17 protein-coding genes are annotated in these 22,351 nt (G+C 63.2%); 8 read left to right on the forward strand and 9 right to left on the reverse strand.

Going from position 1 to position 22,351, the window contains the following annotated elements; all coding sequences use genetic code 11:
* Positions 1 to 47: 47 nt before the first annotated feature.
* Positions 48 to 2,801: a response regulator gene (locus GYM54_RS20725; RefSeq protein ID WP_197444512.1), complete on the forward strand. Its 2,754-nt coding sequence runs from the start codon at positions 48 to 50 to the stop codon at positions 2,799 to 2,801.
* A gap of 308 nt (positions 2,802 to 3,109) precedes the next feature.
* Here GYM54_RS20725 and ggt read toward each other — a convergent pair whose 3' ends face one another.
* Complete coding sequence (gene ggt / locus GYM54_RS20730) at positions 3,110 to 4,903, reverse strand: gamma-glutamyltransferase (RefSeq protein ID WP_197444513.1); 1,794 nt, start codon at positions 4,901 to 4,903, stop codon at positions 3,110 to 3,112.
* A 181-nt stretch (positions 4,904 to 5,084) separates the two neighbouring features.
* Between ggt and cysM the strand changes: the two genes are divergently transcribed.
* The 6 genes from cysM to GYM54_RS20760 all read left to right on the forward strand — a co-directional run bounded on the left by cysM (position 5,085) and on the right by GYM54_RS20760 (position 11,651).
* Positions 5,085 to 5,987 (forward strand): cysteine synthase CysM, encoded by a 903-nt coding sequence (gene cysM, locus GYM54_RS20735; protein WP_181102807.1) that lies wholly within the window; start codon positions 5,085 to 5,087, stop codon positions 5,985 to 5,987.
* A gap of 33 nt (positions 5,988 to 6,020) precedes the next feature.
* Positions 6,021 to 7,376, forward strand: coding sequence for a 23S rRNA (uracil(1939)-C(5))-methyltransferase RlmD (gene rlmD, locus GYM54_RS20740; protein WP_181102805.1), 1,356 nt, complete (start codon positions 6,021 to 6,023; stop codon positions 7,374 to 7,376).
* A 99-nt stretch (positions 7,377 to 7,475) separates the two neighbouring features.
* A complete protein-coding gene (gene relA / locus GYM54_RS20745; protein WP_131648162.1) occupies positions 7,476 to 9,722 on the forward strand; it encodes a GTP diphosphokinase in 2,247 nt (748 codons plus the stop codon).
* A 169-nt stretch (positions 9,723 to 9,891) separates the two neighbouring features.
* The gene (gene mazG, locus GYM54_RS20750) at positions 9,892 to 10,722 is read left to right on the forward strand and encodes a nucleoside triphosphate pyrophosphohydrolase (protein WP_181102797.1); all 831 of its coding nucleotides are present in this window, start codon (positions 9,892 to 9,894) and stop codon (positions 10,720 to 10,722) included.
* Between the two features lie 110 nt (positions 10,723 to 10,832).
* On the forward strand, positions 10,833 to 11,372 hold the full coding sequence (locus GYM54_RS20755) for a DUF2058 domain-containing protein (protein ID WP_131648164.1): 540 nt from the start codon (positions 10,833 to 10,835) through the stop codon (positions 11,370 to 11,372).
* A gap of 129 nt (positions 11,373 to 11,501) precedes the next feature.
* A complete protein-coding gene (locus tag GYM54_RS20760; RefSeq protein ID WP_165914190.1) occupies positions 11,502 to 11,651 on the forward strand; it encodes a hypothetical protein in 150 nt (49 codons plus the stop codon).
* 15 nt (positions 11,652 to 11,666) lie between these two features.
* On the opposite strand, the gene GYM54_RS20765 is transcribed toward GYM54_RS20760, so the two are convergent.
* On the reverse strand, positions 11,667 to 12,347 hold the full coding sequence (locus GYM54_RS20765; protein ID WP_181102795.1) for a phosphoribosyltransferase: 681 nt from the start codon (positions 12,345 to 12,347) through the stop codon (positions 11,667 to 11,669).
* A gap of 3 nt (positions 12,348 to 12,350) precedes the next feature.
* The gene (locus GYM54_RS20770; protein WP_181102793.1) at positions 12,351 to 13,682 is read right to left on the reverse strand and encodes an erythromycin esterase family protein; all 1,332 of its coding nucleotides are present in this window, start codon (positions 13,680 to 13,682) and stop codon (positions 12,351 to 12,353) included.
* A 177-nt stretch (positions 13,683 to 13,859) separates the two neighbouring features.
* Between GYM54_RS20770 and GYM54_RS20775 the strand changes: the two genes are divergently transcribed.
* Complete coding sequence (locus tag GYM54_RS20775; protein ID WP_131648167.1) at positions 13,860 to 14,093, forward strand: hypothetical protein; 234 nt, start codon at positions 13,860 to 13,862, stop codon at positions 14,091 to 14,093.
* Positions 14,094 to 14,102: 9 nt separating this feature from the next.
* Here the strand turns inward: GYM54_RS20775 and pdeM are convergent, their stop codons facing one another.
* The 6 genes from pdeM to urtB all read right to left on the reverse strand — a co-directional run bounded on the left by pdeM (position 14,103) and on the right by urtB (position 22,217).
* Positions 14,103 to 14,759 (reverse strand): ligase-associated DNA damage response endonuclease PdeM, encoded by a 657-nt coding sequence (gene pdeM, locus GYM54_RS20780; RefSeq protein WP_181102790.1) that lies wholly within the window; start codon positions 14,757 to 14,759, stop codon positions 14,103 to 14,105.
* 208 nt (positions 14,760 to 14,967) lie between these two features.
* Positions 14,968 to 17,592, reverse strand: a complete 2,625-nt coding sequence (locus GYM54_RS20785) for a ligase-associated DNA damage response DEXH box helicase (RefSeq protein WP_181102782.1) — start codon at positions 17,590 to 17,592, stop codon at positions 14,968 to 14,970.
* Between the two features lie 265 nt (positions 17,593 to 17,857).
* A complete protein-coding gene (gene urtE / locus GYM54_RS20790; protein ID WP_181102779.1) occupies positions 17,858 to 18,556 on the reverse strand; it encodes an urea ABC transporter ATP-binding subunit UrtE in 699 nt (232 codons plus the stop codon).
* A 67-nt stretch (positions 18,557 to 18,623) separates the two neighbouring features.
* Complete coding sequence (gene urtD, locus GYM54_RS20795; protein ID WP_181102776.1) at positions 18,624 to 19,478, reverse strand: urea ABC transporter ATP-binding protein UrtD; 855 nt, start codon at positions 19,476 to 19,478, stop codon at positions 18,624 to 18,626.
* On the reverse strand, positions 19,475 to 20,554 hold the full coding sequence (gene urtC / locus GYM54_RS20800; protein WP_181102773.1) for an urea ABC transporter permease subunit UrtC: 1,080 nt from the start codon (positions 20,552 to 20,554) through the stop codon (positions 19,475 to 19,477). Before urtC ends, urtD begins: the two co-directional genes overlap by 4 nt.
* Before the next feature lie 91 nt (positions 20,555 to 20,645).
* The gene (gene urtB / locus GYM54_RS20805; protein WP_197444514.1) at positions 20,646 to 22,217 is read right to left on the reverse strand and encodes an urea ABC transporter permease subunit UrtB; all 1,572 of its coding nucleotides are present in this window, start codon (positions 22,215 to 22,217) and stop codon (positions 20,646 to 20,648) included.
* Between the last annotated feature and the right edge of the window lie 134 nt (positions 22,218 to 22,351).

Genomic DNA, 22,351 nt, shown 5'->3' on the forward strand with positions numbered 1-22,351 from the left:
ACGGCGAGCCGCTACACTAGCGGCCTTGCGATAGAGGGGATGGAACCGTGCTGAGAGACCTGGGAATCAAGAGTCGTGTGCTGGCGCTGATACTGCTGCCTAGCACGGTGCTAGCCGTTGCGCTTGGCGTCTACTTCACCTTGATGCAGCTGTCGGAAATGCGCCACCAGCTCGACGAGCGCGGGCAGCTCATCGCCCGGCAGCTGGCGCCACTGGCAGCGCCGGCCATGGCGCAGGGATATGGCAAGCGGCTGCAGCGGATCCTCAATCAGGTCCTGGACCAGCCCGACGTCCGCGCCGTATCGATCCTCGATACCGAGCGCAACCTGCTGGCCCACGCCGGGCCTAACATGGTCACCCCATCACCACCGACCGACCCCGAGGCCCTGACCCAGGTCAGCAGCATCGACACCACGCGCATTCTCCTGCCGGTCCTCGGTAAACATCTGAATCTCGCTGAAGACAATCCCAGCAACGACCTCCGTCAGATCGGTTGGCTGGAGCTCGAACTGTCGCACCAGGGCACCTTGCTACGCGGTTATCGCAGCCTGTTCACCAGTCTGCTGTTGATTGGCGCGGGGCTGATCATCACCGCGCTGCTGGCGCTGCGCATGAGCACCGCGATCAGCAAGCCGCTGCACAAGGTCAAGGTGGCCGTGGCGCAGCTCAAGGACGGTTATCTGGAGACTCGGCTGCCTGCTCTCGGCAGTCACGAAATGGACGAGGTCGCGGCGGGCATCAACCGCATGGCCGAGGCACTGTTCAGCGCCCGCGAAGAGTTGCAGCAGAGCATCGACCAGGCCACCGAGGACGTGCAGCAAAACCTCGAAACCATCGAAATCCAGAACATCGAACTGGACCTAGCGCGTAAAGAGGCGCTGGAGGCCAGCCGGATCAAGTCCGAATTCCTGGCCAACATGAGCCACGAGATCCGCACGCCGCTCAACGGCATCCTCGGCTTCACCCACCTGCTGCAGAAAAGCGACCTTACCCCGCGTCAGCAGGACTACCTGTCGACTATCGAGAAGTCCGCCGACAGCTTGCTGGGCATCATCAACGAGATCCTCGATTTCTCGAAGATCGAGGCCGGCAAGCTGGTGCTCGACAGTGTTCCGTTCAACCTGCGCGACCTGATCGAAGACACTCTGACCATCCTCGGCCCGGCGGCACATGCCAAGCAGCTGGAGCTGGTCAGCCTGGTCTATCGCGACACGCCGCTGTCGCTGGTGGGCGATCCGCTGCGGCTCAAGCAGGTGCTGACCAATCTGGTCAGCAACGCCATCAAATTCACCAACGAAGGCACCGTCGTCGTACGCGCTATGGTCGAGGACGAGCGCTCCGATCGCGCGCAGCTGCGCATCAGCGTGCAGGACACCGGTATCGGCCTGACCGATCAGGACCTGCGCGCGCTGTTTCAGGCCTTCAGCCAGGCGGATAACTCGCTCTCGCGCCAACCGGGCGGCACCGGCCTCGGGCTGGTGATCTCCAAGCGTCTGATCGAGCAGATGGGTGGGGAAATCGGGGTCGATAGCATTCCGGAGGAGGGCTCCGAATTCTGGATCAGCCTGAGCCTGCCCAAGGCCCGCGACGACATCGAAGATTTGCCTCGCGCCGCGCTGCTGGGCCGCAAGATCGGCGTGCTGGAGCAGCACCCACTGGCACGTCAAGCCTTGCAGCATCAACTGGAAAGCTGCGGCCTGGACGTGTTGCCGTTCGATTCCCTGGACCAGCTTCAAGCGGCGGTGGCTGCTGCGCAAACGAGTGAAACGCCCATCGGAATCGCCGTGCTTGGCGTGACTCATCGCGAGATCGCGCCTCAGCAACTCTGCCAGCGGTTGTGGGAATTCGAAGGGCTGGGCTGCAAATGCATCGTGCTCTGCCCGACCAGCGAACAGGCGCAGTATCACGAAGCCCTGCCCGAATCCCATACGCATACCCAGCTGCAAAGCAAACCGTCCTGCACGCGCAAGCTGCAGCGGGTCCTGCTCGATCTGCTGCGTCCGCAACAGCCATTGGTCGAGAGCTTGGCGATGCCCGAAACACGTCCGCCGCGCGTGCTCTGCGTCGATGACAACCCGGCCAATCTGTTGTTACTCGAAACCCTGCTGACCGACATGGGCGGTGAGGCCGAGGCGGTCAGCAGTGGCCAGGAAGCGCTCGAAGTGGTCAAACGTCAGCCGTTCGATCTGGTGTTCATGGACGTGCAGATGCCCGGCATGGATGGGCGCCAGACCACCGAGGCGATTCGCCGGTGGGAGGAGGACAGCGGCCAGCCGCCGATGCCGATCATCGCGCTGACCGCCCATGCGCTATCCAACGAAAAGCGTTCGCTCCTGCAGAGCGGCCTGGACGATTACCTGACCAAGCCCATCAGCGAACGCCAGCTGGCTCAGGTGATATTGAAGTGGACCGGCTTGCCGCTGTCGCGCAGTTTTCTCGCCGCGCCAGCCGATATGGCGGTAGCGGATAACAACCTGAAGGTTCTGGATGCCGAGGAAGGCTTGCGTCTGGCGGCCGGCAAGGCCGATCTGGCGGCCGACATGATGAGCATGCTGTTGGCATCGCTGGACGACGACCGCCGGGCAATCAGGACGGCACGTGACGTGAACGACCGACAGGCGATGATCGACCGCGTACACCGATTGCACGGCGCCACGCGTTATTGCGGGGTGCCCCAATTACGCGCGGCCTGCGAGCGCAGCGAGACGCTGCTGAAACAGAACCACCCAAGCGCCGCGCATGCGCTGGATGAACTGGACAGCGCCATCGAGCGGCTGGAGCACGCTGCCCGAGTTGTCTAGCGCAATGCCGTTCACTTAGGCCCATTCGCCCCGAGGTCGGGCCTCCCACAAAAGCAGCAGGTGCGCGCACCGAGCCGCTGTAGGAGGCGCGCCCTCGCGGCGAATGCAGGGCGTGGACCTGCGCGAAGGTCCGGCGGGTGCCCCGATCAATCCAACGTCTACAGACCAAGGCTTGCTGCCTGCTCGAGATCATTCGCCCCTCCCACAAAAGCGGCAGGCACGCACTGACCCTCTGTAGGAGGCGCGCCCTCGCGGCGAAGCAGGCCGCAGGCCTGCCCCCCAAGCCACGACACGCGCGTTGTCAGCCCTCACTCGCCCATCACCACACCTTCACGCCGCGGATCGGCGCCGCCGAACCAGCCGCTGTCGGTGCGCTGGATGGCCTGCAGGCCGCTGGTCATCTCTGTCTCATTGACCTCATGGCCGCGTGCTTCCAATGACTCCACCGTGCTGGCCGGGAAGCGTCCGGCTTCGAGTACGGTCGGGCCGTTGAAGCTGCCGAAGTTTGGCAGGTCGATCGCCCGTTGCGCATCCAGGCCCCAGCCATACATGCCCAGCAGGGTTTTCGCCGTGAAGTGAATGATGGCCGCACCGCCAGGCGAACCGACGCTGGCGAGCACACGGTCGCCTGCGGCATCGAACACCAGCGTCGGACTCATGCTCGAACGAGGGCGCTTGTTCGGCTCGACGCGGTTGGCTACCGGCTTGCCCTGGGAATCCCGCGGCTCGAACGCGAAGTCGGTGAGTTCGTTGTTCAGCAGATAGCCGCCGGGCAGGCCGGTGCCGCCGTCATTGAGCAGACGTGAGCCGAAGGCCTGCTCGATGCTGGTGGTCATCGCCAGCGCATTGCCCTGGTCGTCGACGATGCTGATGTGGCTGGTGCCGTATTCCGGCTGCTCGGGCTGAGGCGCGAACGAGACGGGCACCGCTCCCGGTTCGCCTGCTTGCGCAGTCCCCATGCTGCGCGTGCCGATCAGTTCGGCGCGCTGTTTGAGGTACTTGGGCGCGAGCATGCTGTTCCACGTCCGCCCCGGTACCGGAGCGAAATCGGGGTCGGCGATGTATTTGGCGCGATCCGCGTAGGCCAGGCGCGCGGCTTCGGTGTACTGGTGCAGGAACTCCGCCGAAGGCACGCCCTGGTCCAGCGCCGGCAGCGGCGAAAATTGCTCCAGAATCCCGAGGATCTGCATCTGGGTGATATGCCCGGATGACGGCGGTGGAAAGCCACACACCTGATAGCGCTGCTGCCAGAGGTTGCACAGCGGATCGCGTTGGCGCGGTTCGTAGACCTCCAGGTCACTCAGGGTCATTGCTCCGGCGTTCTGATGCTCGTTCACCTGGCGCACCAGCGCCTGGGCGTTGGCGCCGCGATAGAAGGCATCGCTGCCGTTCTCGGCGATATTGCTCAGCAGCTCGGCGAGCGCCGGGTTGCGCAGGCGATGCCCAACGGGCCAGGGCGAGCCGTCCGGCTGGTAGTAGAAGGCGGCGGCGGGCGGGTTGTCGCGAAGCGCCGGGTCGCTCTCAAGCAAACGGTGCAGTCGCGGGCTGATTTCGAAACCGTCCTCGGCGAGCCGGATGGCCGGTTGCAGCAACTCTCGCCAGGGCAACTTGCCGTATTGCTGGTGTGCCTGCTCGAGCATTTTCACGATGCCCGGCACGCCCACCGAGCGGCCCCCAACGACCGCCTGCTGAAAATCCATGGGTGTGCCATCGGGCTTCAAGAACAGCGCTTCGTCGACAGCAGCCGGTGCGGTCTCGCGACCGTCCAGCGCGATCACGTTCTCGCCATCCCAATGCAGCAGAAAGGCGCCGCCACCGATGCCGCTGGATTGCGGCTCGACCAGCGTCAGTACCATCTGCACGGTCACTGCAGCATCCATCGCGCTGCCTCCCGCCTTGAGAATCTGGTAGCCCGCCTCGGTCGCTAGCGGGTTGGCAGCGGCCACGGCAAAGCGTTCGGTGGCCCAACCGGGTTTGGCGGTGTAGCCGCTGGCGCCTTCGGGTGCAGGTGGCGTCTGGCTGGATGAGCCGTCCGGGCTGGAACAGGCAGTCAGGCTGGCGAGTAAAAAGGTGAAGACCAGTGCGGCAGGTCCGACGGGCATGAGTGAGTTCCTTAAGGAAGCGCGATAGGTATAGAGCTAGACCACTGACAACTATCTGCCAAGCTTGATCGCTGCGTTTCGCGCATTGCGGTATGCGCTGGCCAAGCCGGGCGGTCTGCCCGTGTCCGGTGGTTGTCGGTATCATGTGCGCCTTCCAAATGCCGCTCGGTTCATCGACGCCATGACAATTCAGTACCCGACCATTGCCGATTGCGTCGGCAACACCCCCCTGGTTCGCCTGCAGCGGCTGCCCGGCGAAACCACCAACACCATTCTGGTCAAGCTCGAAGGCAACAATCCGGCGGGCTCGGTGAAAGATCGCCCCGCATTGTCGATGATTGCGCGCGCCGAAGCGCGCGGTGATATTAAACCCGGCGATACCCTGATCGAAGCCACCTCCGGCAATACCGGCATCGCCCTGGCCATGGCGGCGGCGATCAAGGGTTACAAGTTCATCCTGATCATGCCGGACAACTCCAGCGCCGAGCGCAAGGCGGCGATGACCGCCTACGGCGCCGAGCTTATTCTGGTGAGCAAGGAAGAGGGCATGGAAGGTGCCCGCGACCTGGCAGTGAAGATGGCCGCCGAGGGCCGCGGCAAGGTGCTCGATCAGTTCGCCAATGGCGACAACCCCGAAGCGCACTACAGCAGCACCGGCCCGGAACTCTGGCAGCAGACCGGCGGCGGCATCACCCATTTCGTCAGTTCCATGGGCACGACCGGCACCATCATGGGCGTGTCGCGCTACCTGAAGGAGCAGAACCAGGCCGTCCAGATCATCGGACTGCAGCCCATGGAAGGCGCGGCAATCCCCGGTATTCGCCGCTGGCCGCAAGAGTACCTGCCGAAGATTTATCAGGCCGAGCGCGTCGACCGTGTCGTCGACATGTCCCAGGCGGAGGCTGAAGACGTCATGCGGCGCCTGGCCCGCGAAGAGGGCATCTTCTGCGGCGTGTCCTCTGGTGGTGCGGTAGCGGCTGCGCTGCGTCTGTCGCAGGAAGTCGAGAACGCGGTAATTGTCGCGATCATCTGTGACCGTGGCGACCGCTACCTGTCGACGGGCGTTTATGACCAGCCTAACTGATCGGTTCGTGCGCGCTCGGAGCGGTGTTCTCTGATGGCCAAACGCAGCGGAGGCTTGCGCTTCCAGCCCAGTGGTGGCGAGAAGAAGCCACAGATCCCGACCGGCAAGAAGCAGCGGCTGAATATTCAGCGCCTGGCCAACGACGGCCGCGGTATTGGCTTCGTTGACGGCCGCACCTGGTTCGTCGAAGGCGCCTTGCCCGACGAAGAGGTCGAGGGGCGTGTGTTGGCGGCGCGCAGTCAGATAGTCGAAGCCCGTACCGAGCGGGTGCTGAGCGCCAGCTCCCGCCGTCGCTTAGAACCGTGCCCTCATGCACGGGTTTGCGGTGGCTGCAACCTGCAACACCTGGGCGCGACTGATCAGCTCGAACTCAAGCAGCGCAGTCTCGCCGAGCAGCTGTCGCGGCTGGCCGGCATCGAACCTCAGGTCTGGGCGACACCGCTGAGCGGGCCCGAATTCAGCTATCGTCGCCGCGCCCGGCTGGCGGTGCGCTGGGACAACAAGGCCAGACGACTGGACGTTGGCTTTCGCGCCAGCGCCAGTCAGGACATCGTTTCCATTCGTGAATGCCACGTGCTGGTACAGCCTTTGCAGTCAATGCTGCCGGCGTTGCTGGCGGTGTTACATGAGCTGGATAAACCGCAGGCGATCGGTCACGTGGAGATGTTTAGCGGTACCGCCGAAGCGGTGCTGGTGCGTCATACCGTAGCGTTGGTCGAGGCCGATCTGCAGCGGCTGTCGGCTTTTGCCCAAGCACATGGCGTGCAGCTCTGGTTGCAGGGCGAAGGCCAGCCGCAGCCGCTGGAACATACGTATGCGTTGGGCTACCGATTGCCGGCCTGGAATCTGGAGTTGGCCTGGCGGCCGGGCGATTTCGTTCAGGTCAACGCGCCGGTGAACGAGGCGATGGTGGCGCAGGCGTTGGAATGGCTGGCGCCGGAAGCGGGTGAGCGGGTGCTGGATCTGTTCTGCGGACTGGGCAACTTCGCCTTGCCGCTGGCACGTGAGGGCGCGCAGGTGGTGGCGGTGGAAGGCGTCGAAGAGATGGTCGAGCGCGCTCGCACCAATGCGGCGCACAACGGTCTGGTCAATGCGCACTTTTATCAGGCGGACCTGTCGAAGCCGCTTGTCGAAGCGCAGTGGGCCAAAGAAGGTTTCTCGGCCGTGTTGCTGGACCCGCCGCGTGACGGCGCGTTCGAGATCGTTCGGCAAATGACGACTTTAGGCGCGCGGCGCGTGGTTTATGTTTCGTGCAACCCTGCGACGCTGGCACGCGATGCCGCCGAGCTGGTTCGCCAGGGCTATCAGCTCAAGCGAGCCGGCGTGCTGGACATGTTTCCGCAAACGGCGCACGTCGAGGCCATGGCGCTCTTCGAGCGTTCGGCATAGCAGCAGATTTTTGACAGGCAAACGGCCTGTGGTTCAACCGACCGACTCCCAGAAAGTCGGCGTATTCGACGCAAATACTGCGTAGAGGGAAGGTAATAGATGGTCCAGGTCAGAGCGCTTCAGCCGATCAACACCGACGGCAGCATCAACCTCGAAGGCTGGCTCGATCATGTGCTCGGGTTGGACCCGGCACTCGACCGCGACGCACTCAAGCAGGCCTGCGAATTCGCTCGAGCGGCGGAGCAGCAGGCCAATGCGGCACAGAATCTGTGGAGCGAAGGCACCTCCAGTTACCTGACCGGTCTGGAAATCGCAGAGATACTTGCCGATCTCAAGCTCGATCAGGACAGCCTGGTGGCCGCGGTGATCTACCGCGGCGTGCGTGAAGGCAAGATTCAGCTGGCGGAGGTGCATCAGCAGTTCGGCCCGGTGGTGGCCAAGCTGATCGAGGGCGTGCTGCGTATGGCCGCTATCAGCGCCAGCCTCAACCCGCGCGAGTCGCTGGTACTCGGCACTCAGACCCAGGTGGAAAACCTGCGCAAGATGCTGGTGGCCATGGTCGACGACGTGCGCGTCGCGCTGATCAAACTGGCCGAGCGGACCTGCGCCATCCGCGCGGTGAAGAATGCCGACGATGACAAGCGCCATCGTGTCGCTCGCGAAGTGTTCGACATCTATGCTCCGCTGGCGCATCGCCTGGGCATCGGACATATCAAATGGGAGCTGGAGGACCTGTCCTTCCGTTATCTCGAGCCCGAGCAGTACAAGCAGATCGCCCAGTTGCTGCATGAGCGCCGCCTGGATCGCGAGCAGTACATCGATAACGTGGTTCAGCAGTTGCAGGACGAACTGAACGCCGCCGGTATCAATCCGGAAATCGATGGCCGCGCCAAACACATCTATTCCATCTGGCGGAAGATGCAGAAGAAGGGCCTGCAATTCAGCCAGATCTACGACGTTCGTGCCGTGCGGGTGCTGGTACCAGAAATTCGTGACTGCTACACCGCGCTCGGCATCGTGCATACGCTGTGGCGACACATTCCTAAGGAGTTCGACGACTACATTGCGAACCCCAAGGAGAACGGCTACCGCTCACTGCACACCGCGGTACTCGGCCCGGAGGGCAAGGTGCTGGAAGTGCAGATCCGTACCGTCGCCATGCACGAGGAGGCGGAATTGGGGGTTTGCGCCCACTGGCGCTACAAGGGCACGGACGTCAATTCCAGCTCCAACCACTACGAAGAAAAGATCGCCTGGCTGCGGCAGGTACTCGAATGGCATGAGGAACTGGGCGATATCGGCGGTCTGGCCGATCAGTTGCGCGTGGATATCGAGCCGGACCGGGTCTATGTCTTCACGCCGGACGGTCATGCCATCGACCTGCCCAAGGGTGCCACGCCGTTGGATTTCGCCTATCGCGTACACACCGAAATTGGCCACAACTGCCGCGGCGCCAAGATCAACGGGCGCATCGTGCCGCTCAACTACAGCCTGCAGACCGGCGAGCAGGTGGAAATCATTACCAGCAAGCACGGCTCGCCAAGCCGCGACTGGCTGAACCCCAACCTGGGCTATATCACCACCTCGCGCTCGCGGGCGAAGATCGTCCATTGGTTCAAACTCCAAGCTCGCGACCAGAACGTCGCCGCGGGCAAGGCGCTGCTGGAGCGTGAACTGGGCCGCCTCGACCTGCCGCCGGTGGATTTCGACAAGGTGGCAGAGAAGGCCAATCTGAAGAGCGCCGAAGACATGTTCGCTGCGCTCGGCGCCGGCGATCTGCGCCTGGCTCAGTTGGTCAATCACGCGCAGCAACTGGTGGAGCCGGATGGCCACGCCGCCGATCAGCTCGAGCTGATCCCACGCCGTCCCGCCAGCACCAAGCCCGGCAAGCGTGGCGACGTGCAGATCCAGGGCGTCGGCAACTTGCTGACGCAGATGGCCGGCTGCTGCCAGCCGCTGCCGGGCGACCCCATCGTCGGCTACATCACGGTCGGTCGGGGGGTCAGCATTCACCGTCAGGATTGCGCCTCGGTGCTGCAGCTGTCCGGGCGCGAGCCGGAGCGGATCATCCAGGTCAGCTGGGGCCCGATCCCGGAGAAAACCTACCCGGTGGACATCATCATTCGCGCCTACGACCGCGCCGGCCTGCTGCGCGATGTCTCGCAGGTGCTGCTGAACGAGCGCATCAACGTACTGGCGGTCAACACCCGTTCGAACAAGGAAGACAGCACGGCGCTGATGACACTGACCATAGAAATTCCGGGGCTGGGTGCGCTGGGGCGGTTGCTGGGACGGGTATCGCAGCTGCCGAATATTATCGAGGCGAAGCGCCAAAGAGCCTCCTGATCCGTTCCGAGCTGCTGCGCTCGATCTGGCGTTGTTGAAGGCCTACCGAAAAATGCCCATTGGCAGACGCCAACTCCGCTTTTTCGGTAGGCCTTCGCCTAGCCAGCTTTTCGCTCGCGACGCTCGGTGCTGACCAACCGGTGAAAAGCCAAGTCTTTTTGAGGACACCATGTACCAACTCCCCGATCTCCTGCATCTGATGGCCCGCCTGCGTGATCCGCAACACGGTTGCCCCTGGGACCTGCAGCAGGATTACGCCAGCATCGTGCCGCACACGCTCGAAGAAGCTTATGAGGTGGCCGATGCCATCGAGAGCGGCGATTTCGATCATCTGCCCGGCGAACTGGGCGATCTGCTGTTTCAGGTCGTCTACTACAGCCAGTTGGGGAAGGAGGAGGAGCGGTTCGAGTTCGCCACGGTGGTCGATGCCATTACCCGCAAGCTGATCCGCCGCCATCCTCATGTGTTTCCCGACGGTGACCTCTATGGCTCCCCCGAGTTGCCACGGCTCGATGAGGCGGCGATCAAGCAGCGCTGGGAAGAAATCAAGGCCGAGGAGCGCGCCGAGAAAGCGGCCGCGCCGGAGCAGCTTTCACTGCTCGATGACGTGCCCAGCGCGCTACCCGCCTTGAGCCGTGCCGCCAAGCTGCAAAAGCGCGCTGCTCAGGTTGGTTTCGACTGGCCCGATGCCTTGCCGGTGGTGGACAAGGTGCGTGAGGAATTGGACGAAGTGCTCGAAGCCATGAGCGAGAACGATCCAGAAGCCATCGCCGAGGAAATTGGCGACCTGCTGTTCGTCACGGTCAATCTGGCGCGTCATCTGAAGGTAGATCCGGAAAACGCCTTGCGCGCCGCCAATCGCAAATTCGAACGGCGCTTTCGGTTCATCGAGCAAGCCTTGCGGGATACCGGTCGGCCCATCGAGAATTGCGACCTGCAAGAGCTGGATGCGCTTTGGGGCGAGGCCAAAAAAGCCGAGCAGGCATCAAGCTGCGGTTGATAGCCGGAGCGTAATCACGGATGTTGTCTACGCCACGAACCTCCGCTCGGTGGATCCAGTAAATCCACCTTTACGTCTAATTTGAACTTCACGACTAAACGAGCCGACACATGAGTCTTTCCCTTCGCGACCAGCTGCTCAAAGCCGGGCTGGTCAATGAGAAACAGGCCAAGCAGGCCGGCAAGCAACAGCAGAAACAGCAGCGCCTGGTAAAGAAAGGCCAGGCCGAACAGGACAATTCCCAGCGTGAGGCGGCACTCAAGGCTCAAGCCGAGAAACAGGCGCGCGACCAGGAACTGAACCGCCAGCAGCAGCAAAAGGCCGAGCAGAAGGCGCGCACCGCGCAAATCAAGCAGCTGATCGAAACCAGCCGCCTGCCCAAGCTGACGACCGAGGATTACTACAACTTCGTCGACGACAAGAAGGTCAAGCGCCTGTCGGTGAACAAGCTGATGCGCGACAAGCTATCCAGCGGCTCGCTGGCCATCGTCCGTCATGGCGGCGGCTACGAGGTAATCCCGCGCGAAGCGGCGCTGAAGATTCAGGAGCGCGATCCGCGCCGCATCGTGCAGCTCAACACCCAGACTGAAGCGCCGGATGCGGACGATCCATACGCCGCCTACCAGATTCCTGACGATTTGATGTGGTAACGCGCTGCTGAATGACGTACCGCGACCGGTTATTGCCAGCCCGACAGAAGGATGGATTTCTGCCAGCCGCAAAGCCTCTACTGCTGTAGAAGCATCCGGACGTTCCGGTTACAGCAGGAGGACAGCGACATGGAAAACATATTCGAATTGGACGACACGCTCAGCTGGCAGGCCAACGGTGTACCGGGTGATCCGGAAGAGCCCGGCGTGCCGGATCTGCCGAGCGAACCCGGTGAGCCAACCATTCCAGACCAGCCGCCCCCCGCGCCAGTGGCCTGAGGTGGTCAGCGCCGGCTAGGGTGCATCCGCAAAATCCTGAGCTTGGGCGAGCAGGCCGATGACCTGCTCGTCATTGGTCTGCGTGAAATCACCATAGTGACGTCCTACACCAATGAACGGCTCGGGCATGGCCAGGCACACCAGCTCGTCGACCTCCGTTTTCAGCATTTCGACTTCCTCGCGCGGACCCACCGGAATTGCGAGCACGATCCGGCTGGGATTCGCCTGTTTCAATCCCTTCAATGCGGCTCTCACAGTCGCACCCGTTGCGACGCCGTCATCGATCACGATGACGCAACGACCGCCCAATAGCGGGGCGGGCCGTCCACCGCAATAGCGTTGCCGACGCCGTTCCAGCTCGGCCAGCTGACGTTCCATTTCGTCATCGAACCAGTTCGGTGGCGGTGCGATCTGGTTGAACAACTCCTGATTGATGACCCATTTCGGCTCGGCGCCATCGATCACCGCGCCGAGCGCCAGCTCTTCGTTGCCCGGTGCGCCGATCTTGCGCACCAGCACCAGGTCGAGACGCGCCTTGAGGCGGCGTGCCACTTCGAAAGCAACGGGCACGCCGCCACGCGGCAACGCAAGTACCACCGGGTTCGCGTCGGCCAGGTGTTGCAGGGCCTCGGCCAGCTCCTGGCCGGCATGGGCACGGTCGCGAAACAGATAGGAATCAGGAATGAACGCACGCATGACTCACTCTCCGAACGGGTAGGTATCCGGAACGATTTCGTCGTCGATCTGTTGCGGGCCTATCGGCGTCACCGCATGGGTCTGTTCCAGCCAGATCAAAGCGTCGAACTGTTCCGACAGTATGGCCTGGAAATAATGACTCTGCCGCTCGGTAGCCGGGCGGTAGATGACGCCGATAGCCCGTTCCAGACGCGGTTTGGCCAGCGTCTGGCGTAGTTGCGCGTTGTCGCGCCAGTTGGTCAGCGACGCAGCGATGCCGGTACGCAGAAACAATTGCTCCCAGCTGTCCGGACGAGACGGGCGAACCTGCTTGATCTGCATCGGCTCGTCCCAGTTGTCCGCCGCCGCCACCTCGCCACGGTCCGTGGCCATGCCGATCAGTACTGCATCGCTACCGAAAGCGGTACGGCACAGCTCGCCGATATTGAACTCACCGCCCCAGCCCATCGAGGTCGCCGCGGCGTTGCCGATATGCGAGTTGTGCGCCCAGACGATGGCCTTGGCGTCATCGCCGCGGTGGTCCAGCAGCGCGCGTAGGGTGTCGAACATATGCCGGTCACGCAGATTCCAGGAGTTCACCGAACCTTGATACATGGCCCGGTAGTACTGTTCCGCCGCGAGCACGACGCGGGCATTCTGCTCGGCATTGAAGAAGCTGCCGCCGTCCTTTTCCAGGTATTCCAGACGTTGATCGAGCAGCGCGCTCAATTGCTCTACCACCGCGTCTTCACAGGACGGCTGGCCAAGCATGACGTTGTGACCGTAGATCGCTGGCTCTTCGTGCCAAGGGCTGAGGCAACCGTAGCGATCCCGCGCGGCGCTGGCGGCCTGCGGGTCGACGCGATCGAGGTAGTCGAGCACTTCACGGATCGAAGAGCCGAGGCTGTAGACGTCAAGGCCACGAAACTCGACCCGTTGTTTGGGCGCCAGGGCCTCGTTGTGGCCACGCAGCCAACGGGCGAAATCAGCGACTTCTTGGTTGCGCCACATCCAGGTCGGGAAGCGCTTGAAGCCTTCCTCGACCCAGGTCGGCGGCTGCAGATGGCGCACGTAGCGGTCGATTTTCGCCGCATCCGGCCAGTCCGCTTCGGCAGCGATGATGGTGAAACCGTGACGCTCGACCAGCCGTCGGGTAATGGCCGCTCGGGCACGGTAAAACTCCGACGTGCCGTGACTGGCCTCGCCGATCAATACCACTCGGGCATCGGCGAATCGATCGAAGGGGTCTGCGAACGCCTGATCGTCGATCGCCAGTAGCGGGATCGCGTGCTGGCGCAGCAACTCGACGAGTTGCTCTTCGGTCATTTCTGTAGTTCTTGAGCGTGATCGAATCATGGTTTCGTCTCCGACTATCTATCGATGACCGGCGCTCGATTGCCCTGTTCAGACCGTTCGGCAGGTCGTCCGAACAAGCATGAGCGGCAGAACTGAACACGAAGGGCTAGGCTCTAAACAAAGCAACGCCCATTTCGGCGAGCAATGCCGAAGGCGCTACGAATAAAGGGGGCATTCATGACGACCTGGATCATCGCGTACAGCAAAGACGGCAATACCTCCATCCTCCGTACCGAATCCGAGCATCAGCCGGACATCGACGAGGCCGTAGAACTGGTTACCCGCAAGGCGGAACAGGATTATGCCGGTGAGGAAGACGCCTATGAGCATGATCCGGATATCGAGGAGACACCCGCCACACGCTTGGCCGAACGCTTCGGTATTACCGTGACCGGTATTTCCGAGGCCTGAATCCCGGGCTCAAGCCACCCGCCACACACAGTCATCCCCAACCACGAACAGACGCCGGCCCGGGTCGGCGTCGACCTCCATCATGCCGGTGAAGCTGCCGAAGGCCGGCAGCAGACTCACCCGCTCGCCGATGCAGTAGCAGGGCAGGCGCAACGACTGGCGTCCGCGCCCGTTGAGGCGGAACGCCGGATGCAGATGGCCGGCCAGCACGTGATGGGTGGGGTGCGGGTCGGGTTCGTGTTGCAGGGCGAACGGGCCGAGTAGCAGGGGTTCGGGAACCACGGTCATGCCGAGGGTGGCAGGCGGATCGCCGGCGCGGCGGTCATGGTTGCCACGGATCAAGGTGATGGCGAGCGCTGGGTGCTTGTCGCGCCATGCATGCAGTTGCCCGAGGGTGGCTGGCGTCTGCGATTCCGGTGCGTGAAGAAAGTCGCCCAGGAAAATCAGCTGCTCGCACCGATAGCGGGCCAGTAGCGCATCCAGTCGCTGCAGATTGGCCTGAGTAGTGCCGTGCGGCACCGGCTGACCGAGGCGTCGATACGCGGCGGCCTTGCCAAAGTGGATATCGGCGATCAGCAGCGCGCGCTGTTCCGGCCAGTAGATAGCCTTGTCGGCAAGCAGCCAGAGTTCGGTCTGTTCCAGTTCGATGGAGAGATGCAGGGTCATGCGGGGTAGTGTATCGCGGGGGTGCGATTCTTCTCAGTGCCCAGTTGGAGGCACGATCTCAAGCGAGGCTTCTCAAAGAATCGGGGCGCACCTGCCGCGTTTGTTGGATGCCCGCCCTCGGGGCGAAGAGTTTGATCGTTCGACGCTTTTCGTGGGAACGCACCCGTGACGCTCTTGCGTCTATGAACTGGCTCCGTGTGGAAGATCCTCAACCGGAGCGTTTTGCCTTCTTCAGCCTCGGCGTACCGTCCTTAGCCACGCGCGGTTTGCGCTTTGGGCTGGTTTCACGCTCGACCGCGATGCTGGCGTTTGCTTCCGGCTGATAGCCGCCAGGTCCCGCCGCCTTGTCCAGCTCGGCGACCATCCGCCGAATACGATCGGCCAGTTTTTCCGTGCTCATGCTTTCGCGGAATCGCTCGACCATCAGTGGGAACGCCAATGGCGTGGTGCGTTTGACCACATGGACGTCCAGCTGGCGTTGCTGCAGCCGGCTCAAGGTCTGTTCCAGCCGTTCGACCTCTAGTTCCTGTCGAAGCACTTCTTCCTCGGCCTGGGTCAGCAGCAGGTTGGCCGGGTCGTATTGGCGGAAGACATCGAAGAACAGGCCGCTGGACGCCTGTAACTGGCGGGCGCTCTTTTGCGCACCGGGGTAGCCGGAGAACACCAGCCCGGCAATCCGGGCGATCTCGCGAAACCGTCGGCGCGCCAGCTCGCCCGCGTTGAGGCTGGCGAGCACGTCATGCAGCAGATTCTGTTGACTGAACAAGATCGGCGTCAGCCAGTGCAGCCAATCCACTTCAGTGGCCGAGAGCAGTTCCAAGCCGTAATCGTTGACGGCGATGGAGAATGTCAGCGGCTGTCGCTGGCCCATGCGCCAGGCCAACAGGCTGGCGAGGCCGAGGTGCACGTGGCGGCCAGCGAAGGGGTAGAGAAATAAGTGCCAGCCTTCACGGGATTTCATTACCTCCGCCAGCAGCGTGGTTTCGGTCGGCAGCGCCGACCAATCCAGCTGCACGCGCAGCAAGGGCTCGACCAGGCGCATCTCCGCACTGGCGAACTGGCCGCGCGAGGCGGCACCGAGTTGCTCGACCACCGCATCGGCGAGTTCGCTGGACAGTGGCATGCGCCCGCCATTCCAGCGCGGCACCGCGGCTTTCTTACCCGTGGCGCGGCTGACGTAGACGGTCATGTTCTCGACCCGCACCAGCTCCAGCAGGCGACCGCCGAACAGAAAGTTGTCACCCGGTCGCAGACGGGCAATGAAGCCTTCTTCGATGGTGCCCAGCGAGCGCCCGCTGCCACCCTTGGCCCAGAATTTCACCGTCAGGCTGGCATCGCTGACGATGGTGCCGATGCTCATGCGATGGCGCAGAGCGACGCGTTTGCTCGGTACTTTCCACAGGCCGGTTTCGTCCGGCTCGACGCGTTGATAATCCGGGTAGGCCGTCAGCGAATGCCCGCCGTGGCGGACGAACGCCAGCGCCCATTGCCACTGGTCTTCGTCCAGATTGCGGTACGACCAGGCCTGGCGGACTTCGGCGAGTAACTCGTCCGGTCGAAAACCGCCGCCCAAAGCCATGCTGACCAAGTGCTGGACCAGCACGTCGAGAGGTCGATGCGGTGCGCTACGGGCCTCGATGCGGCGTTCGGCGATGGCGACCTGAGCGGCGACGGCTTCGACCACTTCTACGCTGTGCGTCGGCACCAGCGTGACCCTGGACGTCCGACCCGGTGCGTGGCCGGAACGCCCGGCGCGCTGCATCAGCCGCGCCACGCCTTTTGGAGAACCGATCTGCAGCACACGCTCGACCGGCAGGAAGTCTACGCCGAGGTCCAGGCTCGACGTACAGACCACCGCCTTCAGCGCACCTTGCTTAAGGCCCAGTTCCACCCAGTCGCGCACCTCGCGGGCCAGCGAGCCATGGTGAAGGGCGATCAGCCCGGCCCAGTCCGGCCGCGCTTCGAGGATGGCCTGATACCAGAGTTCGGATTGCGACCGGGTATTGGTAAAGACCAGCGAAGTGGCCGCCGATTCGATCTCCTCGACCACCTGCGGCAGCATGCGTAGGCCGAGGTGCCCAGCCCAGGGAAAGCGTTCGATGCTTGGCGGAAGCAGCGTGTCGACGCGCAGTTGCTTGTCGATCCTGCCTTGCACCAACCGACCCGTGCCCGGATGCAGCAGCACTTCCAGTGCATGCGGTTGATTCCCCAACGTGGCCGAAAGGCCCCAGACCATCAGCTCTGGCATCCAGCTGCGGAGCCGGGCCAACGCCAGTTGCAGCTGGACGCCGCGCTTGTTGCCCAGCAGCTCGTGCCATTCGTCCACGATCACCATGCGCAGATGGGCGAAAGCCTGCCGCGCGTCAGCGCGGGTCAGCAGCAGTGTCAGGCTTTCCGGCGTGGTAACCAGCGCACTGGGCAGGCGACGATTCTGCCGAGCACGCTCGGCGCCGGCAGTATCGCCGGTGCGCAGGCCAATGCTCCAATTGATGCCGAGCTCGTCGAGCGGAGCCTGTAGGGCCCGTGCGGTATCGGCCGCCAGCGCGCGCATGGGGGTAATCCAGAGGACGGTGAGCGGGGCGGGTTTATCGGATGGTCTGGGCTGGGCGTGTGATTCGTTCGCCGGCAGGGCTTGTGCAGGCGCAAAGCGGTTCAGTGCGCCTAGCCAGACGGCATAGGTCTTGCCCGAACCGGTGGTGGCGTGGAGCAGACCGGATTCGCCGTTCTGCACGGCTTGCCAGACGTCCTGCTGGAATGGGAAGGGCTGCCAGCCACGGCTGGCGAACCAGATCTCGGCGAGATTGCCGGTTTGCGATGGTGGAGCCTTGCTCATGTGCCATACCGTCGGGTGAAACGGTGCCCGTAGGCGCGATTGCTGCTTGCGATTGGGTCAGCGACCAGATGTGTCGCGGCCGCTCAGGTCAGCACCGCGTTGCATTCGCCGTTCGCTGCACTGACCCTGTTCGAAAGCACCAATTGCTCTGACAGCGTATGAGCTCACTCTATCTTGGAGGCGAGGTGTGCCGGTGGAACGCAGCGGCATCCGGCTCGCCGAAGCGGGCTTGGTTTTGGCAGAACGCCAATCGATACCGCGTCCTTCAGATCGCTACCAGCCCGCGCACCCCTTCGGCCTCCATCGTCTCGCCCCGGCCCTGCTGAATGATTTCGCCGCGGCTCATTACCAGGTACTGGTCGGCCAGCTCGGCGGCGAAGTCGTAGAACTGCTCCACCAACAGAATCGCCATGTCGCCACGTGTGGCGAGTTTCTTGATCACTGCGCCGATCTCCTTGATCACCGAGGGCTGAATGCCTTCGGTGGGCTCGTCCAGGATCAACAGACGCGGCTTGCTCGCCAATGCGCGGCCGATGGCCAACTGTTGCTGCTGGCCACCGGAAAGGTCGCCGCCCCGGCGGTGTTTCATTTCCTTGAGGACCGGGAACAGCTCGTAGATGAACTCGGGCACCTCTTTCGCTTCCTTGGCGCTGAAACGAGACAGGCCCATCAATAGGTTTTCCTCGACGGTCAGGCGACCAAATATCTCGCGGCCCTGCGGTACGTAGGCGATGCCGGCTTGCACGCGCTGGTGCGGCTTGAAGCCGGTGATCGGCTTGCCTTCCCAGTTCACCGCGCCTTCCTTGGCCGGGATCAGGCCCATCAGGCACTTGAGCAGGGTGGTCTTGCCGACGCCGTTGCGGCCGAGCAGGCAAGTCACTTCGCCGATCCTGGCCTCGAACGACAGGCCGCGAAGAATGTGGCTGCCGCCGTAGTATTGATGCAGTTGTTGGACTTGCAGCATGTCGATGTCCTTGTTCATACGTAGGGCAGATCACGTTTATCGATCCACCGTGCGGGTCTCGGACGCTTCAGCGCCCCAGATAAACCTCGATCACCCGCTCATCGCTCTGCACGGTTTCGAGCGAGCCTTCGGCCAGCACCTGGCCCTGGTGCAGCACGGTGACGTGATCGGCGATGGAGCCGACGAAGCCCATGTCGTGCTCGACCACCATTAGCGAGTGCTTGCGCGCCAGGCTCTTGAACAGCTCGGCGGTGAACTCGGTTTCGGCGTCGGTCATACCGGCCACTGGCTCGTCGAGCAGCAGCAGATGCGGCTCCTGCATCAGCAGCATGCCGATCTCCAGGAACTGCTTCTGGCCGTGAGAAAGCAGGCCGGCCGGCCGATTGCGCGAGTTTTGCAAGCGGATAGTGGTCAGCACCTCATCGATGCGATCGCGTTGCTGACCGTTGAGTTTCGCTTTCAGGCTGGCCCATACCGACTTGTCGGTCTTCTGCGCCAGTTCCAGGTTCTCTAACACGCTCAGCGCCTCGAACACGGTCGGCTTCTGGAACTTGCGCCCGATGCCGGACTGGGCGATCTCGACTTCGCTCATGCGCGTCAGGTCGAGGGTGTCGCCGAAGAACGCCGTGCCGCTGTCGGGGCGGGTCTTGCCGGTGATGACGTCCATCATGGTGGTCTTGCCGGCGCCGTTGGGGCCGATGATGCAACGCAGCTCGCCGACGCCGATATAGAGGCTGAGATTGGTTAGGGCCTTGAAGCCGTCAAAGCTCACATTGATGTCTTCGAGGCTGAGAATGGTCCCGTGGCGAGCATCCAGGCCGTCGCTTTTCACACGGCCGAGGCCTATGGCGTCGCGACCGCTGCCGTTGATATCGGACTGGTCGAGGGGCTCGATGAGTTCAGGTACGGGTGCGGTTTTCATTGTTCGCCCCTCCGGCGCAGCAATCCGATGACGCCTTTCGGCAGATACAGGGTGACGACGATGAACAGCGCGCCGAGGGCGAACAGCCAGTACTCGGGAAAGGCCACGGTGAACCAGCTCTTCATGCCGTTGACGATGCCGGCGCCCAGCAGCGGGCCGACCAAGGTGCCGCGACCGCCCAGGGCAACCCAGACGGCGGCTTCGATGGATTGCGTCGGCGCCATTTCGCTGGGGTTGATGATGCCTACCTGTGGCACGTAGAGCGCTCCGGCCAGGCCGCAGAGCACCGCCGACAGCGTCCAGATGAAGAGCTTGTAACCGCGCGGATCGTAGCCGCAGAACATCAGCCGGTTTTCCGCGTCACGCAGCGCGGTCAGTACCCGGCCGAACTTGCTGCGGGCCAGGCGCCAGCCGAGAAACAAACTGCCTGCCAGCAGCGCGACGGTGGCGAGAAACAGCGTGGCGCGGGTGGCCGGGGCCGATATCGAGAAACCGAGGATGGTCTTGAAGTCGGTAAAGCCGTTGTTGCCGCCGAAGCCGGTTTCGTTGCGGAAGAACAGCAGCATACCGGCGAAGGTCAGCGCCTGGGTCATGATCGAGAAGTACACGCCCTTGATCCGCGAACGGAAGGCAAAGAAGCCAAAGGCGAAGGCCAGCAGCCCGGGCGCCAGCACCACCAGGCACATTGCCCAAAGGAAGCTGGAGGTGCCGTACCAGTACCAGGGCAGCTCGGTCCAGGCAAGGAAGCTCATGAACGCGGGCAAGCCGTCGCCGGCACTTTCACGCATCAGGTACATGCCCATGGCGTAGCCGCCGAGCGCGAAGAACAGGCCGTGGCCGAGCGACAGCAGCCCGGCGTAACCCCAGACCAGGTCCAGCGCCAAGGCGACGATGGCGTAGCAGAGGATCTTGCCGACCAGCGTCAGGGTGTAAGCCGAGACGTGAAAGGCATTGTCCGCGGGTAGCAGGTGCAGCAGCGGCATTGCCAGCAGGATGGCGAGCACCACACCGAGGGCGACGGCGGTGAGTTTCGGGCCGGCTTTCTGCGCGGCCGTCAGGGTAAGGGGCTGGTTCATGGATGTGCGCCTCGGGCAGGGGATACGGACACCTTTGTGGTGTCGATCTGTAGGGGCGAATTCATTCGCCCGCGCTTCAGCGAGAGCTGGCTCAATCGATCACCCTCCCTTTCAGCGCAAACAACCCCTGCGGGCGCTTCTGGATGAACAGGATGATCAGCGCGAGGATCAGGATCTTGCCGAGCACGGCGCCGATCTGCGGTTCGAGAATCTTATTGGCGATACCCAGCCCGAAGGCGGCGAAGATGCTGCCGGCGAGTTGACCCACGCCGCCGAGAACCACGACAAGAAAGGAGTCGATGATGTAGCCCTGACCCAGATCCGGGCCGACGTTGCCGATCTGGCTCAGCGCCACGCCGCCGAGCCCGGCGATGCCGGAGCCCAGCCCGAAGGCCATCATGTCGATGCGCCCGGTGGGCACGCCGCAGCAGGCGGCCATGTTGCGGTTCTGCGTCACGGCGCGCACGTTCAGGCCCAGCCGGGTCTTGTTCAGCAACAACCAGGTCAGCAGCACCACGAACAGCGCGAAGCCGATGATCACCATGCGGTTGTAGGGCAGCACCAGATTCGGCAGCACTTGCAGCCCGCCAGACAGCCAGCCGGGGTTGGCGACCTCGACGTTCTGCGCGCCGAACAGCACGCGCACCAGCTGGATCAGGATCAGGCTGATGCCCCAAGTCGCCAGCAGGGTTTCCAGCGGGCGCCCATACAGATGGCGGATTACGGTGCGTTCGAGCGCCATGCCGACCGCGGCGGTGACGAAGAAGGCCACCGGCAACGCGACCAGCGGGTAAAGCGCTAATGCTTCCGGCGCGAATCGTGCCATCAGCACCTGCACCATATAAGTGGCGTAGGCGCCGAGCATCAGCATTTCGCCGTGGGCCATATTGATCACGCCGAGCAGGCCAAAGGTGATGGCGAGGCCCAGCGCAGCAAGCAAGAGAATCGAACCCAGCGACAAACCGCTGAAGGCCTGGCCGAGCAGTTCGCCGATCAGCAGCTTGCGTTTGACCTGCGCCAGACTGGTCTCGGCGGCCTTGCGCACGCCGGGGTTGGTTTCGGCTTCATCGGCCAGTAGGTTTTCCAGGCGAACCCGGGCCAGCGGCGCGCCGGTTTCGCCAAGCAGGCGGACGGCAGCCAGGCGTACGGCGGGGTCTGTAGCGCTCAGCTGCAGATTGGCCAGGGTCAGGGTGAGGGCTTCGCGCACGGCCGGGTCGTCTTCGGCTTCGAGGCGCTGTTGCAGGAGCGGCAGCTGTTCCGGCTGGCCGCTGCGCTGTAGGCGCTTGGCAGCGCTGACGCGTTGCGAGGGATCGTCGGAAAACAGCTTGTGGCTGGCGAGTGCGGTGTTGAGCAAGCCGCGCAAACGGTTGTTCAGGCGCAGCTTCTTCGGCGTGCCGACTGGCGCGGCGTCGCCTTCGAGGGCGCGGTAGTCACCGTTCTCCTCGATAAAAGGCGTCTTGTTCTTGTCGATCACCACGCGGCTGGCGCGCAGGGCTTCGATCAGCTCCAAACGCTCGGGTATGGGCGCGACGGCCCAGCTTTTCAGCAGCTTGGCCTGTTTGGCCGGGCTGGCCTTGGCGTAATCGGCTGCGTCTCCGGCGTGCGCTGCCCAGGGCAGGGCCAGCAGGAGCAGTAGAGTAATTCGATACAGGGCAGTGTTCATCTATGCATTTCCCAGGGGCGCTACGTGCTCTCTTGACGGAGCTGGCGGCTGTCGTAGGTGAATGAGCTGCAGTGTCGTAGGGTGGGCTTCAGCCCACCGATGACGTTACTGGTGGGCTGAAGCCCACCCTACGG

The organism is Pseudomonas sp. MTM4 (assembly GCF_019355055.1).
In the GTDB taxonomy this organism is placed as follows: Bacteria; Pseudomonadota; Gammaproteobacteria; order Pseudomonadales; family Pseudomonadaceae; genus Stutzerimonas.

Coding starts and splice junctions, on each gene's coding strand:
- ggt (WP_197444513.1), bottom strand. CDS start 4,903: ATGCCCGTCGGACCTGCCGCACTGGTCTTCACCTTTTTACTCGCCAGC.
- cysM (WP_181102807.1), top strand. CDS start 5,085: ATGACAATTCAGTACCCGACCATTGCCGATTGCGTCGGCAACACCCCC.
- rlmD (WP_181102805.1), top strand. CDS start 6,021: ATGGCCAAACGCAGCGGAGGCTTGCGCTTCCAGCCCAGTGGTGGCGAG.
- relA (WP_131648162.1), top strand. CDS start 7,476: ATGGTCCAGGTCAGAGCGCTTCAGCCGATCAACACCGACGGCAGCATC.
- mazG (WP_181102797.1), top strand. CDS start 9,892: ATGTACCAACTCCCCGATCTCCTGCATCTGATGGCCCGCCTGCGTGAT.
- GYM54_RS20755 (WP_131648164.1), top strand. CDS start 10,833: ATGAGTCTTTCCCTTCGCGACCAGCTGCTCAAAGCCGGGCTGGTCAAT.
- GYM54_RS20760 (WP_165914190.1), top strand. CDS start 11,502: ATGGAAAACATATTCGAATTGGACGACACGCTCAGCTGGCAGGCCAAC.
- GYM54_RS20765 (WP_181102795.1), bottom strand. CDS start 12,347: ATGCGTGCGTTCATTCCTGATTCCTATCTGTTTCGCGACCGTGCCCAT.
- GYM54_RS20770 (WP_181102793.1), bottom strand. CDS start 13,682: ATGATTCGATCACGCTCAAGAACTACAGAAATGACCGAAGAGCAACTC.
- GYM54_RS20775 (WP_131648167.1), top strand. CDS start 13,860: ATGACGACCTGGATCATCGCGTACAGCAAAGACGGCAATACCTCCATC.
- pdeM (WP_181102790.1), bottom strand. CDS start 14,759: ATGACCCTGCATCTCTCCATCGAACTGGAACAGACCGAACTCTGGCTG.
- GYM54_RS20785 (WP_181102782.1), bottom strand. CDS start 17,592: ATGAGCAAGGCTCCACCATCGCAAACCGGCAATCTCGCCGAGATCTGG.
- urtE (WP_181102779.1), bottom strand. CDS start 18,556: ATGCTGCAAGTCCAACAACTGCATCAATACTACGGCGGCAGCCACATT.
- urtD (WP_181102776.1), bottom strand. CDS start 19,478: ATGAAAACCGCACCCGTACCTGAACTCATCGAGCCCCTCGACCAGTCC.
- urtC (WP_181102773.1), bottom strand. CDS start 20,554: ATGAACCAGCCCCTTACCCTGACGGCCGCGCAGAAAGCCGGCCCGAAA.
- urtB (WP_197444514.1), bottom strand. CDS start 22,217: ATGAACACTGCCCTGTATCGAATTACTCTACTGCTCCTGCTGGCCCTG.